General features: G+C 71.6%; 13 protein-coding genes. 7 read left to right on the forward strand and 6 right to left on the reverse strand.

What is annotated here, in order from left to right:
- Positions 1 to 100: 100 nt before the first annotated feature.
- The 5 genes from SROS_RS10055 to SROS_RS10075 are packed head-to-tail and all read left to right on the forward strand — an operon-like array spanning position 101 to position 5843.
- Positions 101 to 1918: an ABC transporter substrate-binding protein gene (locus tag SROS_RS10055; protein ID WP_012888812.1), complete on the forward strand. Its 1818-nt coding sequence runs from the start codon at positions 101 to 103 to the stop codon at positions 1916 to 1918.
- A 7-nt stretch (positions 1919 to 1925) separates the two neighbouring features.
- On the forward strand, positions 1926 to 2990 hold the full coding sequence (locus tag SROS_RS10060) for an ABC transporter permease (RefSeq protein WP_012888813.1): 1065 nt from the start codon (positions 1926 to 1928) through the stop codon (positions 2988 to 2990).
- Positions 2987 to 3868 carry an ABC transporter permease gene (locus tag SROS_RS10065; protein ID WP_012888814.1) on the forward strand — a complete coding sequence of 294 codons (882 nt, stop codon included), beginning with the start codon at positions 2987 to 2989 and terminating at the stop codon, positions 3866 to 3868. Before SROS_RS10060 ends, SROS_RS10065 begins: the two co-directional genes overlap by 4 nt.
- Positions 3865 to 4884 carry an ABC transporter ATP-binding protein gene (locus SROS_RS10070; RefSeq protein ID WP_012888815.1) on the forward strand — a complete coding sequence of 340 codons (1020 nt, stop codon included), beginning with the start codon at positions 3865 to 3867 and terminating at the stop codon, positions 4882 to 4884. Before SROS_RS10065 ends, SROS_RS10070 begins: the two co-directional genes overlap by 4 nt.
- Positions 4881 to 5843, forward strand: coding sequence for an ABC transporter ATP-binding protein (locus SROS_RS10075; protein WP_012888816.1), 963 nt, complete (start codon positions 4881 to 4883; stop codon positions 5841 to 5843). Before SROS_RS10070 ends, SROS_RS10075 begins: the two co-directional genes overlap by 4 nt.
- A 71-nt stretch (positions 5844 to 5914) precedes the next feature.
- Here SROS_RS10075 and SROS_RS10080 read toward each other — a convergent pair whose 3' ends face one another.
- The 6 genes from SROS_RS10080 to SROS_RS10105 all read right to left on the reverse strand — a co-directional run bounded on the left by SROS_RS10080 (position 5915) and on the right by SROS_RS10105 (position 12254).
- Complete coding sequence (locus tag SROS_RS10080) at positions 5915 to 7213, reverse strand: DUF2252 domain-containing protein (protein WP_012888817.1); 1299 nt, start codon at positions 7211 to 7213, stop codon at positions 5915 to 5917.
- Between the two features lie 168 nt (positions 7214 to 7381).
- Positions 7382 to 8116 (reverse strand): AfsR/SARP family transcriptional regulator, encoded by a 735-nt coding sequence (locus SROS_RS10085; RefSeq protein WP_012888818.1) that lies wholly within the window; start codon positions 8114 to 8116, stop codon positions 7382 to 7384.
- A 194-nt stretch (positions 8117 to 8310) separates the two neighbouring features.
- Positions 8311 to 9423: a hypothetical protein gene (locus SROS_RS10090; protein WP_012888819.1), complete on the reverse strand. Its 1113-nt coding sequence runs from the start codon at positions 9421 to 9423 to the stop codon at positions 8311 to 8313.
- Between the two features lie 229 nt (positions 9424 to 9652).
- Positions 9653 to 10432, reverse strand: coding sequence for an SDR family oxidoreductase (locus tag SROS_RS10095; protein WP_012888820.1), 780 nt, complete (start codon positions 10430 to 10432; stop codon positions 9653 to 9655).
- Between the two features lie 56 nt (positions 10433 to 10488).
- Positions 10489 to 11634: an acyl-CoA dehydrogenase family protein gene (locus SROS_RS10100; protein ID WP_012888821.1), complete on the reverse strand. Its 1146-nt coding sequence runs from the start codon at positions 11632 to 11634 to the stop codon at positions 10489 to 10491.
- Positions 11631 to 12254: a flavin reductase family protein gene (locus tag SROS_RS10105; RefSeq protein WP_012888822.1), complete on the reverse strand. Its 624-nt coding sequence runs from the start codon at positions 12252 to 12254 to the stop codon at positions 11631 to 11633. The genes SROS_RS10100 and SROS_RS10105 overlap by 4 nt, the downstream gene beginning before the upstream one ends.
- A gap of 213 nt (positions 12255 to 12467) precedes the next feature.
- Here SROS_RS10105 and SROS_RS10110 point away from each other — a divergent pair, with 213 nt between their 5' ends.
- Positions 12468 to 13625, forward strand: coding sequence for a thiolase C-terminal domain-containing protein (locus SROS_RS10110; protein WP_012888823.1), 1158 nt, complete (start codon positions 12468 to 12470; stop codon positions 13623 to 13625).
- Positions 13626 to 13637: 12 nt separating this feature from the next.
- Positions 13638 to 14015 carry a Zn-ribbon domain-containing OB-fold protein gene (locus SROS_RS10115; protein WP_245564599.1) on the forward strand — a complete coding sequence of 126 codons (378 nt, stop codon included), beginning with the start codon at positions 13638 to 13640 and terminating at the stop codon, positions 14013 to 14015.
- Positions 14016 to 14183 lie beyond the last annotated feature (168 nt).

Here is a 14183-nt window from a genome sequence, read left to right on the forward strand (position 1 = left end):
AACAAGAATGAAACAATCTTCCATCAGTCGTTGACATGCGGCGTCACCATGGTGTGCCTTCGTCTACAACGGTTCACCGGCTCGGAGATGGGGCACCACCATGACGAGAATGGGCGCGCGGCTGGCTGCGCTTGGACTGACGCTGCTGCTGGCGATACTCCCGGAGACGCAGGCACTGGCCAGACAGGCGCCCGAACCGGGGAAGAAGACCGTGCGGCTGGGCGTGACCCAGGCCGTCGACTCGATGAACCCGTTCCTGGCGGTCCGGATAGTCTCCTCGTCGATCCACCGCTGGACGTACGGGTCCCTCACCGTCCCCGACCCCAAGACCCTGCAGCCCAGCCCCGACCTCGCCGAGTCATGGGAGACGTCGGACGACAAGCTGACCTGGACCTTCAAGATCCGCGCCGGCGCCAAGTGGTCGGACGGCAAGCCCGTCACCGCCCAGGACGCGGCGTGGACCTTCAACACGGTCATGACCGTCGACGCGGCCAAGCAGGCCAACGGCCCGGCGGTGGAGAACTTCGAGAGCGTCACGGCGACCGACGACCGGACCCTGGTCATCAAGACCAGGAAGCCGCAGGCCTCGATGCTGGAGAACCCCATCCCGATCGTGCCCAAGCACGTCTGGGAGGCCGTCGGCGACATCGGCAAGTTCGAGAACGACACGTATCCGGCCGTCGGCAGCGGCCCGTACATCGCGGTCGAACACAAGAAGGACGCCTACGTCAAGCTGAAGGCCAACCCCGGCTACTGGCGCGGCGCCCCCAAGATCGACGAGCTGCACGTCATCTTCTACGAGAACCCCGAGGCCGCCAACGCGGGCCTGAAGAAGGGCGACATCGACCTGATCGGCCGCCTGGCCGCTCCCCAGTTCGAGGCTCTGGCGGGCGACCCGAACATCGTGCAGTGGAACACCCAGGGGCGCAGGGCCGCCTACCTGCAGCTCAACCACGGCGCGCAGACGATCGACAACAAGCCGGTCGGCGACGGGCACCCCGCGCTGAAGGACCCGAAGGTGCGCCGGGCCATCCACTACGCGATCGACAAGAAGGCCCTGGCCGACCAGGTGGTGAACGGTCTCGCCGTGCCGGCTGACGGGTCGATCGTCCCGCCGATGTACCAGGAGTTCTTCTGGAAGGCCGAGGGCGACGACCTCGTCACCCACGACGTCGCCAAGGCCAACGAGATCCTCGACGACGCCGGCTACAAGAAGGGCGCCGACGGCATCAGGACGATGCCCGACGGCGAGCGCAAGCTGGAGATGCGCTTCAGCATCCACACGGACACGCCCGTCGAGGACAAGCTCGGGCAGTTCCTGACCGGCTGGTTCAAGGAGATCGGCATCGCGCTCTCGACCAGGAAGCTCGACGCCAACAAGTTCACCGAGGAGACCGGCTTCACCGGCCTGTTCGACATCGCGATCAGCGGCTGGTCGGTCAACCCCGACCCCGAGGAGGTCCTGGCCACCCACCTGTGCAGCCGCAGGCCCACGCCGAGCGGCGAGGGCGGCGGCACCGAGTCGTTCTACTGCGACCCGGCGTACGAGAAGCTCTACCAGGAGCAGCTGAGCGAGCTCGACCGGCCCAAGCGCGCCGAGATCATCAAGCAAATGCAGAAGCGCCTCTACACCGACGCCCCGGTCATCGCCCTCTACTACCCGAACAACCTTGAGGGCTACCGCAAGGACCGCATCACCAGCATCACCCCGATCCCCGAGGACAAGGGCATCCTGTACGGCGGGAGCGGCTACTGGCCCTTCTACTCCCTGGACGCGGTGGCGGCCCCGGCCGGCTCGGCCGGCGGAGGCTCCGGCACCGGCCTCGCGGTGGGCGTCGCCGCGGCCGTGGTGATCGTCGGCGCGGGCGGGTTCCTCCTGGCCAGGCGGCGTCGCTCCGTGGCGGACGAGCGCGAGTGACGTCTCGATGACAGTCCCTCCCGACACCCTCTCCGACCCCGAGCCCGCCGCCTTCCCGGCGGCGGGCCCCGGGAAGGAGCGCGGCGCCCACCGGCCGGTGCTGCGCTACGCGCTGGCGAAGATCGGCGGGGCCGCGCTCAGCATCGGCATGGTCATCGTCGCGACGTTCTTCCTGTTCCGGCTGATCCCGGGTGATCCCGCGATCGCCTACACGCGCGACGTGCCGCTCAGCCCCGAACAGCTCGACCTGCTCCGCCGCCAGATGGGGCTCGACAAGCCCCTGACGCAGCAGTTCCTCGACTTCGTGACGCGGACCCTCCGGCTGGACCTCGGCACCTCCTACGAGTACAAGCGCCCGGTCGCCGAGCTCATCGCCGACCGGGTGGGCCCCACCCTGGTGCTCGTGGGCACCGGGCTGGTCATCGCGGTCAGCCTGGGCCTGTGGCAGGGCACGAGGGCGGCGTGGAACCACGGGGGCCGGTTCGACCGCTTCTCCACCGGCCTGTCGCTCGTCCTGTGGTCGGTGCCGACGTTCTGGCTGGGGCTGCTGCTCCTGATGGTCTTCGCCGCGGGGGTGGGGCCGATACCGGGGATCTTCCCCACCCGGGGCATGGAGGACGTCGACGCGCCCGGCGGGCCGCTGTACCTCCTCCACGTCGCCCATCACCTGGTGCTGCCGTGCCTCACCCTGGTCGCCGTGGTCTACGCGCAGTACCTGCTGGTCATGCGCTCCTCGCTGCTCGACGAGATCGGCCAGGACTACGTGACCACCGCCAGGGCGAAGGGACTGCGCGACGACGAGGTACGGCGGCGCCACGCCGTGCCCAACGCGCTCCTGCCGACCGTCACGCTGGTCTTCATCCACATCGGGTTCGTGGTGGGAGGAGCGGTGTCGGTGGAGACCGTCTACTCCTGGCCGGGCCTCGGCCTGCTGTTCTACGAGGCGATCAAGGGCCCCGACTTCGCGGTCATGCAGGGGACGTTCATGGTGGTGTGCACCGCGGTGATCGTCATGAACACGCTGGCCGACGTGGCCTACCACGTCCTGGATCCGAGGGTGAGGTCGGCGTGAGCATCACCCGGACCCGCCGCAAGGCGGCGTTCTCGCGCTTCTGGCGGGAGTACCGCAGGCAGCGGGCCGGACTGTACGGCGCGGCGATTCTCGTCGCGGCCGTCGTCCTGGCCCTCCTCACCCCGCTGATCACCGACCCGGCCGGCATGGACGTCACCAAGGCGACGGGCGCCAAGATGTCCGCCCCGAGCCTGGACTTCCCGATGGGCACCGACGAGTCGGGCCGCTCCATCCTGCTGATGGTCCTGTGGGGCTCGCGCGTCTCGCTGCTGATCGGCTTCATGTCGGCCCTGCTCAGCATGACCATCGGCACGGTGATGGGCATCGCGGCGGGGCACTTCCGCGGCTGGGTGTCGGCCGTGCTCATGCGGATCACCGACTGGTTCCTGGTCCTGCCGTCGCTCGTGCTGGCCCTGGTGCTCGCGGCCATCCTCGGCGGCGGCACCTCCACGATCATCCTGGCGATCGGGGTGACCTCCTGGGCGTCCACGGCGAGGCTGATCAGGGCGCAGACCCTGTCCGTCGAGGCCAGGCCGTACATCGAACGCTCCAGAGCCCTCGGCGCGGGGCACTGGCACATCATGACCAGGCACGTGCTCCCGAACGTCGCCCCGCTGGTGCTGGCCAACACGACCCTGCAGGTGGCCAGCGCCATCGTCGCCGAGTCGACCCTGGCCTTTCTCGGCGCCGACTCGGGCGACGTCTCGTGGGGCGGCCTGCTGCGCGGCTCCTACGACTGGGGCGCCGCCACCTCCGGCGCGTGGTGGTACGTCCTCGCGCCCGGCCTCTGCATCGTCGCGGTCGTCATGGCGTTCACGCTGTGCGGCCGGGCGCTGGAGGCCGTACTCAACCCACGCCTGCGGGGGGTCTCCCGATGAGCCTGCTGGAGCTGCGCGACGTCGCGGTGACCTACCGGGTCGCCTCGGGCGAGGTGCCCGCCGTGCGCGGGGTCTCGCTGGAGCTGGCGGCGGGCCGGGCACTCGGCGTGGCGGGGGAGTCGGGGTCGGGCAAGTCGACGCTGGCCATGGCCCTGCTGCGGCTGCTCCCCAAGGACGCGCGGGTGACCGGCGAGATCCTGCTGGACGGCGAGGACGTCCTCACCATGAAGTGGGGGCGGCTCCGCGCGGTGCGGTGGGCGTCGGCCTCGGTGGTCTTCCAGGGAGCGCAGCACGCCCTGAACCCGGTCCGGCGGATCGAGGACCAGATCGCCGAGCCGCTGCTGGTCCACGGGCTGGCGACCCCGGCCGCGGCGCGGAGGAAGGTGGCGGAGCTGCTGGAGCAGGTCGGCCTGCCCGCCTGGCGGGCCCGCAGCCACCCGCACGAGCTGTCCGGCGGGCAGCGCCAGCGGGTGATGATCGCCATGGCGCTGGCCTGCTCGCCGCGCCTGATCATCGCCGACGAGCCGACGACCGCCCTGGACGTGATGATCCAGGCGCAGGTGCTCGCGCTGATCCGCTCGCTCATCGCCGAGCACGGCATCAGCCTGATCATGATCTCTCATGACCTGTCGGTCCTGGCCTCCATGTGCGACCGGCTGGCGGTCATGTACGCCGGACGGGTGGTCGAGTCGGGCCCCGCGCACGAGGTCTTCCGGGGGCCCCGGCACCCCTACAGCCGTGCGCTGGCCGAGGCCTTCCCCACGGTCGGGGACCCCGCCTCCCGGCTGGCGCCGAAGGGGCTGGGCGGCGATCCGCCCGACCCGATGCGCCTGCCGGGAGGCTGCTCCTTCCACCCCCGGTGCCCGGTGTCGCTGCCCTCGTGTGCCTCACGCGAGGTCGAGCTGTGGCCCGCGGGCGAGAGCCGTACCGCCGCCTGCGTGCACGTCCTGTCGGCGGACGAGAAGACCGAAAGCACCGGCATCTCGGTCATGCGACCGGCGAAGGAGGACGCATGAGCCTGTTGGAAGCCCGGGACCTGCACGTGGAGTTCTCCTCGCGCGGGCGGCGCGCCCGCGCGGTCGACGGGGTGAACCTCCAGGTGGGCGAGGGGGAGATCGTCGCGCTGGTCGGCGAGTCCGGCTGCGGCAAGACGACGCTGGCCCGCACCCTGCTCGGCCTGGAGCGGCCCACCTCGGGATCGGTCCTGTACGGCGGAGCCCCCCTGTCCTACTCCTCGCGCGCGCTGAAGGCCTACCGCCGCGAGGTGCAGCTCGTGCTGCAGGACCCGACCGGGTCGCTCAACCCCCGGCACACCGTCTACGAGGCGGTGGCCGAGGGGCCGCGCATCCACGGCATGCCCGACGAGGAGGAGCGGGTCGCCTCGGCGCTGTCACGGGCCGGGCTCCGCCCGCCGGAGCGATTTCTGCACTCCTACCCTCACGAGCTGTCCGGCGGGCAGCGGCAGCGCGTCGTCATCGCCGGAGCCCTCGCGCTGGACCCCCGGGTCCTGGTCGCCGACGAGCCGGTGGCCTCGCTGGACGCCTCGGTCCGCGGTGAGATCCTCGCCCTGATGCTGCGGCTCCGCGACGAGCTGGGGCTGTCCGCCCTGGTCGTCACCCACGATCTCGGGCTGGCCTGGAACATCGCCGACCGCGTCGCGGTGATGTATCTCGGCAGGATCGTCGAGTCGGGGCCCGTGGAGCAGATCCTGAAGTCGCCGTCCCACCCCTACACCCAGGCGCTGCTGTCGGTCCTGCCGGAGTCGCCGTCGCCCGTGGTGCTGGGCGGTGAGCCGCCGGACCCCACCCGGATCCCGCACGGCTGCCGCTTCCACCCCCGCTGCCAGGTCCTCGCCGCGGGCACGGCGGCCGGGGCCGGGGTCGACGGCCGGTGCAGGTCACAGCTCCTGCCCGTGCTCTCCTCCTCGGCGGACTCCCAGGTCGCCTGCCACTACGCCGGAGCGCGCCGGCGGTAGCCGCGCCTGCGGCGTCCCCGGGCGATCCCCCCGCCCGCTCGGGCGGCCGGGGGCGCCGTTCCGGCACCTGGTCAGAGGCCGGGGAGACGGCCGTTGCGGAACAGGTCGACGAAGAGCCCGTGGTCGGTCCTGGCCTGCGCGCCGTAGGCGTGGGCGAAGTCGACGAGCATGCCGGTGAAGCCGTCGGCGTCGCCGTCGATCACGGCCACGATCGCGTCCTCGGTGGAGAAGTCGACCAGGTCGTGGCTGGACTCGTCGTCGGCCACCGAGTGCATGCGGGCCACGGCCCGGCCGAGGTCGCGGATCACCGAGGCGAGCTCGTCCGGCTCGTTGACGTCGCCCCAGTCCAGGTCGGCGGAGTAGGGGGAGACCTCGGCGACGAGCTGGCCGACGCCGTTCAGCGTGGTGTAACCGAGCCAGGGGTCGGCGTAGGCCTGCAGGGCCCGCTGCGACTCGGCGGTGCGGTGGCCCTGGTGCCTGAAGTAGCCGTGCACCTTCTCGTCGGTGATGTGCCGGGCCACCGCCGGGACCTGGGCCTGCTTCATATAGAGGATGACGTCGTTCTCCAGGGCCTGGGTGTGGCCCTCCAGCAGCATGTTGTAGGAGGGCAGACCCGCCGAGCCGATGCCGACACCCGTGCGGAGCGCGAAGTCCTTGATCTTGTGCTCGATCTCGGAGACCGCGGGGAGAGTGGTCAGGTAGTCCTGGAAGGCCGCCTCCACCGTGTGCCGCATCTCCTCGTCGACCGGGAAGCGGCCGTCCATGGCGGCGAACCTGCGGTCGAAGTTGTCGATCGTGGTCTCGGCGTCCAGCAGCGCCACCCGGGTGTTCAGCCGGGCGACCTGGAGCACCCGGTGGAGCACGCCGGTGGTGGTCTCCAGGGTCAGCGAGCCGATCGCGTCGTCCCCGCCCTCCGAGATGGCGGTCAGCTCGGCGAGGTAGGCGTGGGCGAACCCGGACACCAGCTCGGTGATCACTCCGTCCGACAGCGCCTTGGCGTACCCGATGAGCGCGACGCTGGCCGCGAACCGCTTGAGGTCCCAGACGTAGGGCCCGACGTAGGCCTCGTCGAAGTCGTTGACGTTGAAGACCAGCACGCCCGAGGCGTTCATGTAGGTGCCGAAGTTCTCGGCGTGCAGGTCGCCGTGGATCCACACCCGGCCCGTCTGCCCGTCGAGGAAGGCGTCGTCGGCGAAGGCCCCGGTCATGTCCGCGTAGAAGAGGCTGGCGCTGCCCCGGTAGAAGGCGAAGGGTGAGGCCGCCATCTTCCGGAACTTGCGCCGGAAGGCGGCGGGGTCGCGCTTGATGGAGTCACCGAACTCGGTGATCAGGACGTCGAGAATGTGCGCCGAGCGCCCATCGGTGGTCATGATGCGCACGCTAGAGGGAAAGACCGGAATTCCGCCAGATGCGGGACGTCACGGATGTGGAACGTGCCAGCGAAAAATCGTCCGGCTGCCGTGGGTCCGCCCTGACCTCCGGGTCCCGTCGTCACCGGCCCCGCGTCACCCCGCCGTGACGCCGGTGGGGTGCCGCCGTCACGGCGGTGTCTCCGAGCGCAGCCCGGCGACGAGCTCGCACAGGCGCGGCGTCGGCCGGAGGCCCAGCTCGGCCTGGAGGTGACGCCTGTAGCGCTCGAAGCACCGAAGCGCCTCGGCCTGGTTGTCCTCGGCCAGATGGGCCCGGATGAGCGCGGCGCGGGCGCTTTCGCGCAGCGGCTCGGCGCGTACGGCGACGCCGGCGGCGGCGACCGCGTCGGCGCACCGGCCCGCCGCGACGAAGTCGTCGGTCAGCGCCTCCAGGGCGTGCAGCCGCCGCTGGTGCCATTCCTCCGCCTCGAGAACGGCCCAGTCGTCGTACCAGCCGGGCAGCAGGCCGTTCGACAGGAGCCCGACGGCCTCCGCGCTGAGGTCCCGGTTCCCGGTCGGCGTGGTGGGGTCGAGGATGCGGTAGGCCAGGGACCGGGCGTCGTGGAAGTCCACGTGGGCCTCGGGGCACAGGCGTATCTCGGTCGTGCCGACACTGAGCAGCCGCCGCCCGGCGCCGTTCAGGCGGACCAGGGCCGACCGGAGGCTCGCGCACGCGCGCCGCTCGGGCGCCTCGGGCCAGAGGGTCCCCGCCAGCAGGTTCCGGGACACGGCCTGGCCGCACAGGGCGACGAACGCCAGAAGGCGCTCGGACCCGCCCGAGACGGCCACCCGGTCGTCCCCGGCGAGCAGCCGGAAGCCGCCCAGGAGGGTGACCCGTAGCGGAGGGTGATCGCTGCTCTCCATGGTCCTCCCGTGCCCTCGACCTCGGGGGAACAGAGTCGTGCGGTGGGCAGCCCTTCCACCTTCTCCCTTCTCCGGCCATTGTCCGACACCCGCCCGGGCGATGTCGAGCCGCCCCTGCTTCGCGAAATCAGCTCTGACCTGGTGTGATGGCAGACGGAGCGGGGGGATCCGGAGGCGGGCGCGGCGTCGGCGGGTCACATGGCGATCACCGGGAAGTCCTGCGGAGCGACCCCCGGCAGCTGCTTCTCGGTGAAGTCCACGCCCACGTCCGTGAAGATCTTCCAGGCCATGACACCGGCGATGACGCCGTGAACGGAGGCGATCGTCATGGCGAGGCGCCGGCCGGTGATCTCGGCCCCGATCCGCGCCCCCGGATGGAACGCCTTCAGGAGGCTCAGGGCCAGCATGAGGCAGACCTCTTTGACCACTACCGCGAAGGCGAGGTCGTGCGCCCGGTTGAGATGCCGGACCGCCTCCTGAAGGCCGTGGGCCTTGGCCACCGCACGGTCGGCGAGCTGGATGCCCGCGGTGACGAAGTCGCGGAGCTTGCGGTCGGCGGCGTTCTTCGCGTCCCCTTCCCAGGCCCTGGCGAGGGCCTCCCGGTCCGTGGGGTCGCCGGCGCCGAAGATGACGCCGAGCCGCTCGGCCCTGTCCTGCCATGCCGACATGACACGGTTGACGCTGTCGTCGTCGAAGGTCATCGCGGTCATCCAGACCACACAGGCGATCGCGGCGTTCCAGCTCGTCGTGGAGGCCACCCTGAGCATCGCGTGGGTCCGCCCGCTCATCTTCTGCAGGCGGGCCAGCTCGGTGGAGCCCGGGCTCCACCTCTCCATGTCCTCGCCGAACGCCCGCGACAATCCGGACGCTCCCACGGCGAGGCCCGCCGAGGCGACGCCCCCGACCACCAGCGCGCCCCCTTTCCACGGCTGCCCTTCCGGCCACCGGTCGGGGTGGAGCCGCCGCCTCATCTCGTCGGAGTAGATGTCGAGCCTGCTCGTCCGGCCGGCGCGTTCGAGCAGGGCCTGGATGGCGGCGTCCTCCGCCGCGACGTATCCCTCGGCGGTGGCGCGCATCCCCGAGGAGATGCTCCGCGCCGACTCCGCCCCCGTGCCGACCCTGCGGTGGAAGTCTCCCTGGCCGAGGTTGTGGCGCAACACGGCCGGGAGGCCGATGATGCCCAGTGCCCCAGCGGACAGCCCGGCGAAGTCCGTGGCGCCGAGGGAGCTCAGATCGGATTGAACTTCTTTCGCGTTCAGACCGGCACGTCGGATCGCATCCTGGCTGACGGAGAAGGCGTCTGGCATAGCGTCAATTTGTAACGCAGTTCCTGGTGGATCTTCGAGGGCGCCGGTGGTGTTATGGATTTCGTATCGCCATATTCATCAACTTGTTGTCATCGGGGCGGCGTGGCGGGTCCGCTCCCGGCACCGGTACGGCGGGCAGGGGCCGAAGGCGGGTCCGGCGGCCGGACACCCGCCACGGCGCCGGACACCCGCCACGGCGCCGGATCTCCGCCACGGCGCCGGACACCCGCTACGGATGCCGGCTGGAGACCGAGACGACCTCGCCCGTCATGTACGTGGAGTACTCGCTCGCCAGGAAGACGATCACGTTGGCCACCTCCCACGGCTCCGCCGATCGGCCGAAGGCCTCGCGGGCGGTGAGCTCGGCGAGCAGCTCGTCACTGGTGACCTTGGCCAGGAAGGGGTGCATGGCCAGCGACGGGGCGACGGCGTTGACCCGGACGCCGTGCGGGGCGGCCTCGACGGCGGCGCACCTGGTCAGGGCCATCACCCCGGCCTTGGCGGCGGCGTAGTGCGCCTGCCCCTCCTGGGCCCGCCAGCCGATCACCGAGGAGTTGTTGACGATCACCCCCGAGCCCCGCGGGATCATCCGCCGCAGGGCGGCCCGGGTGCAGCGCATCGTGCCGGTGAGGGTCACGTCGAGCACCATGTCCCACTGCTCGTCGGTCATGTCGACGAGCCTGGCCGTACCGCCCAGACCGGCGTTGTTGACCACCACGTCCAGCCGTCCGTGCTCCCGCTCCACCGTCTCGAACAGGGCCTGGACCTCCGTCTCGGAGGTCACGTCGCACGGCACCGCGAGCGGCTTGACCCCGGTCAGCTCGGCCAGCGCCTCGGCGGCCTCACCCAGCCGCCGCTCGTGCCGGTCGGAGACGACCACGGTCGCGCCCTCCTCGGCGCAGCGCCGGGCGGTGGCGTAGCCGATGCCCGCCCCGGCCGCCGCCGTCACCAGCGCGACCTTCCCGTCGAGCAGGCCGTGGGCGCGGGGGTAGGGGGGAGGTGTCGCCATCTGGGCTCCATTCTCGCGACGGCGTTCTCGCGGCGGGACAGGCGGGCATGGCCGTCTCAGCCCTTGGGCAGGCCCAGGGTGCGTTCGGCGATGATGTTGCGCTGGATCTCGCTGGACCCGGCGTAGATGGTGTCGGCGCGGCTGAACAGGTAGAGCCGCTGCAGGTCGTTCAGCTCGTACGGCGGGCCGTCGGCGACCAGGCCCTCGCGGCCCTGGACGGCCTGGGCCAGCTCGCCCAGCCGCCGGTGCCACTCCGACCAGTAGAGCTTGCCGATCGACACCTCGGGACCTGGTTCGCCGGCCGACAGCGAGGTCATGGTGCGCAGCGCGTTCAGCCGCATGATCTGCAGCTCCAGCCACGACTGGACCAGCCGGTCGCGCAGCACAGGGTCCCGGGCCGCCCCGGTCCGCCTCGCGGTCTCCGCGACCTTGGCGTACTCCCGCTGGAAGCCGATCTGCTGGCCGAGGGTGGAGGCGCCGCGCTCGTAGCCGAGGGTGGCCATGGCGACCCGCCAGCCCTCGCCGGGAGCGCCCAGGACGTTGGCGGCGGCGGTGCGGGCGCCGTCGAAGAAGACCTCGTTGAACTCGCTGGTGCCGGTCATCTGGACGATGGGCCGGACCTCGACGCCCGGCTGGTCCATCGGGACCAGGAGATAGGACAGGCCCCGGTGCCGTTGCGAGCCGGGCTCGGTCCGGGCGATCACGAAGCACCAGTCGGCCACGTGGGCCAGCGAGGTCCACACCTTCTGGCCGGTGATCACCCATTCGCCGTCCTGGAGGCGCGCGCGGGTCTGGACGCCGGCCAGGTCGGAGCCCGCGCCCGGCTCGGAGTAGCCCTGGCACCAGAGCTCCTCGCCCCGCCGGATGGGGGGCAGGAAGCGCCGCCGCTGCTCCTCGGTGCCGTGGTCGATGATGGTCGGCCCGATCAGCCCCTCGCCGATGTGCCCGACCCTGGCCGGAGCCGCCGCGCGGGCGTACTCCTCGTGGAAGGCGACCTGATCCTCCAGCGTCGCGTCCCGCCCGCCGTACTCCCCGGGCCAGCCCAGGCACGTCCAGCCGGCCTCGCCGAGCCGGCGCTCCCAGGCCAGGCGGATGTCGTGGCCTTCGTGCTCGCGGCCCGGCCCGCCCAGCCCCCGGGCACCGGAGAACTCGCCGCTCAGGTGCTCCTCCAGCCAGGAGCGGATCTCCTCGCGCAGGGTCATGCCTGGAACCGGCCGTAGCCGCCCCGGAAGAACAGCAGCGGGCCGCCGTCGCCGTGGACGCCGAGCTGGTGGACCCGTGCGACGACGATGACGTGGTCGCCCGCCGGATGCTCCGCCTCGATCGAGCAGTCGATCCAGGCCAGCGCCTCGTGGATCACCGGGTTGCCGCCGGGGGACTCGGTCCAGTGCAGGCCGGCGAACTTGTCGCCGCCCCTGCTCGCGAGCGCGGCGCAGACCGGCTCCTGGTGTTCGGCGAGCACGTTGACGGTCTGGGACTTGGCGGCGCGCAGGCGCGGCCAGCTCGTGCTGGTGTGCGCCACGCAGAAGGCCACCAGGGGCGGGTCCAGCGAGACCGAGGTGAAGGAGTTGGCGGCCAGGCCGCACGGCTCGCCGCTGTCGGGGTCGACGGCGGTGATGGCGACGACGCCGGTGGCGAAGTGGCCGAGCACGGAGCGGAACCACTTGCCGTCCACGGCCTGGACGTGGTTCTCGGATCCGTCGGACAGGCCCTGGGGAAGGCCACTGTGCATGGCGACTCCGTTGGAGATGATGCCGTGCCCGTCGCGGGTGACGCGCAGGTGGCCGTCCGGCTCCAGCAGCCGGGCCGCATGGGTGCTCATGGTCGCACTCGCCTCCTCGATCGCGCCAGGTCGGCCCCCGAGGGAAGTTCGGCGGCGGACGGTGTTCCCCACCGTCTCGTTTCATATTACCAAGCGCTTGCTTGGATGACAGGGGAGTGCCGGAAAAAGTGGTGGATCGCACTCTCCGTTGACACCCGGGACCCGCCCTGCCTAGCCTTTGGCCAAGCGCTTGCTTGTATTCGGGGGGTGCGCGTGGGCGGTTTCCGGGACCGTACGGCTGTCGCGGGGGTCGGATACACGCGGCTGTCCAAGAACTCCGGAGTCAGCACGCTGACCCTGGCCTGCGAGGCCGTCCTGGCCGCCCTGGAGGACGCCGGCCTGACCGCCGACGACGTGGACGGCATCGCCACCCACCGGGTCGGCGACTCCGCCGCCCCCTCGGTGGTCGGCCCCGCGCTCGGCATCCACCGGCCGAGCTGGTACCTGGACCAGTTCGGCGGCGGCAGCGTCTCCCACGCGGTGGTCGGGCAGGCCGCGCTCGCGGTCGCGGCGGGGATGGCCGAGACGGTCGTCTGCTACCGGGCGATCAACGCGCGCTCGGAGTTCCGGATGGGCGGGACGGGCCGGGGACTGCCGGCCGGCCCGGAGGTGCAGTACCAGGCGCCGTACGGATACTTCGCGCCGCCGCAGCAGTACGCGATGTTCGCCCGCGCCCACATGGAGAGGTACGGCACGCGGCCCGAGCACTTCGGCCGGCTCGCGGTCACGCAGCGGGCCAACGCGGTGAAGAACCCCCGCGCGCTCATGCGCACCCCGATCACCCTGGACGACTACTTCGACAGCCGGTGGATCGCGGAGCCGTTCCGGCTGCTCGACTGCTGCCTGGAGACCGACGGGGCCTGCGCGCTCGTCATCACCCGCGCGGACAGGGCCCGGGACCTGCGACGGCCGCCGGTGCTGATCTCCGCGGCGGCGTGGGGCGGCGGCGACTCCTTCATGTCCGGCGGCGGCGCGGACACCACGGTGACCGGAGCGGCCGAGCTGGCCCCCCGCCTCTACCGGCAGGCGGGCGTCGGCCCCGCCGAGATCGACGTGGCCGAGATCTACGACTGCTTCACCTACTCGGTGATCGTGCAGCTGGAGGACTACGGGTTCTGCGCCAAGGGCGAGGGCGGGCCGTACGTCGCCTCCGGCGCCACCGAGCCCGGCGGCGAGCTGCCGGTCAACACGCACGGCGGGTTCCTCTCCGAGGGATACGTGCACGGCGTCAACCACATCGCCGAGGCCGTCTCGCAACTGCGCGGCGACGCCGGTGACAGGCAGGTGGACGGCGCCGAGGTGGCGCTGTCCACCGCCCAGCCCGGCTACATCCTGCCTGCCACCTCGGCACTGATCCTCCGGAAGGGGTGAAGCGTGCGCCCGGTGACCGATCGCGACTCGGCGGAATGGTGGGAGCGGGCCGCCCGGCACGAGTTCGTCGTCCAGCGCTGCGACTCCTGCGGCACGCTGCGGTTCCCGGCCCGCGCCTACTGCCACCGCTGCAGGACCGGCCGGTGGCACTGGCAGCCGATCGGCCCCACCGGCCGCGTCGAGAGCTGGATCGTCAGCCACCAGCCCTTTCTCGCCGGGGTGACCGAGCCCTACGTCGTGGTGATGGTACGGCTGGCGGACGCGCCCGAATGCGTGATGTACGGCAACTGGGACCGGCGGGAGCCGCCGGTCGCGGGCCAGGCCGTCCAGGCGGTCTTCACCGTCGTCGACGAGGAGCTCTCCCTGATCAACTGGCGGCCGCTGGAGTGACGCGGCCCCGGCGGGACCGCGTCCCGGTGCGGCGTCGTCCCGGCGGGCCCGTGCCCTGACGGGTCCGTGCCCTGCGAAGGTCGTGCCCTGCGGCGTGCGGGCGGGGCCGTGCCCTGGCGGGTCCGTGTTCTGACGAGAGCGTGCCCTGGCGGGTCCGTGATTTGACGA

Origin of the sequence: Streptosporangium roseum DSM 43021 (assembly GCF_000024865.1) — a bacterium.
In the GTDB taxonomy this organism is placed as follows: domain Bacteria; phylum Actinomycetota; class Actinomycetes; order Streptosporangiales; family Streptosporangiaceae; genus Streptosporangium; species Streptosporangium roseum.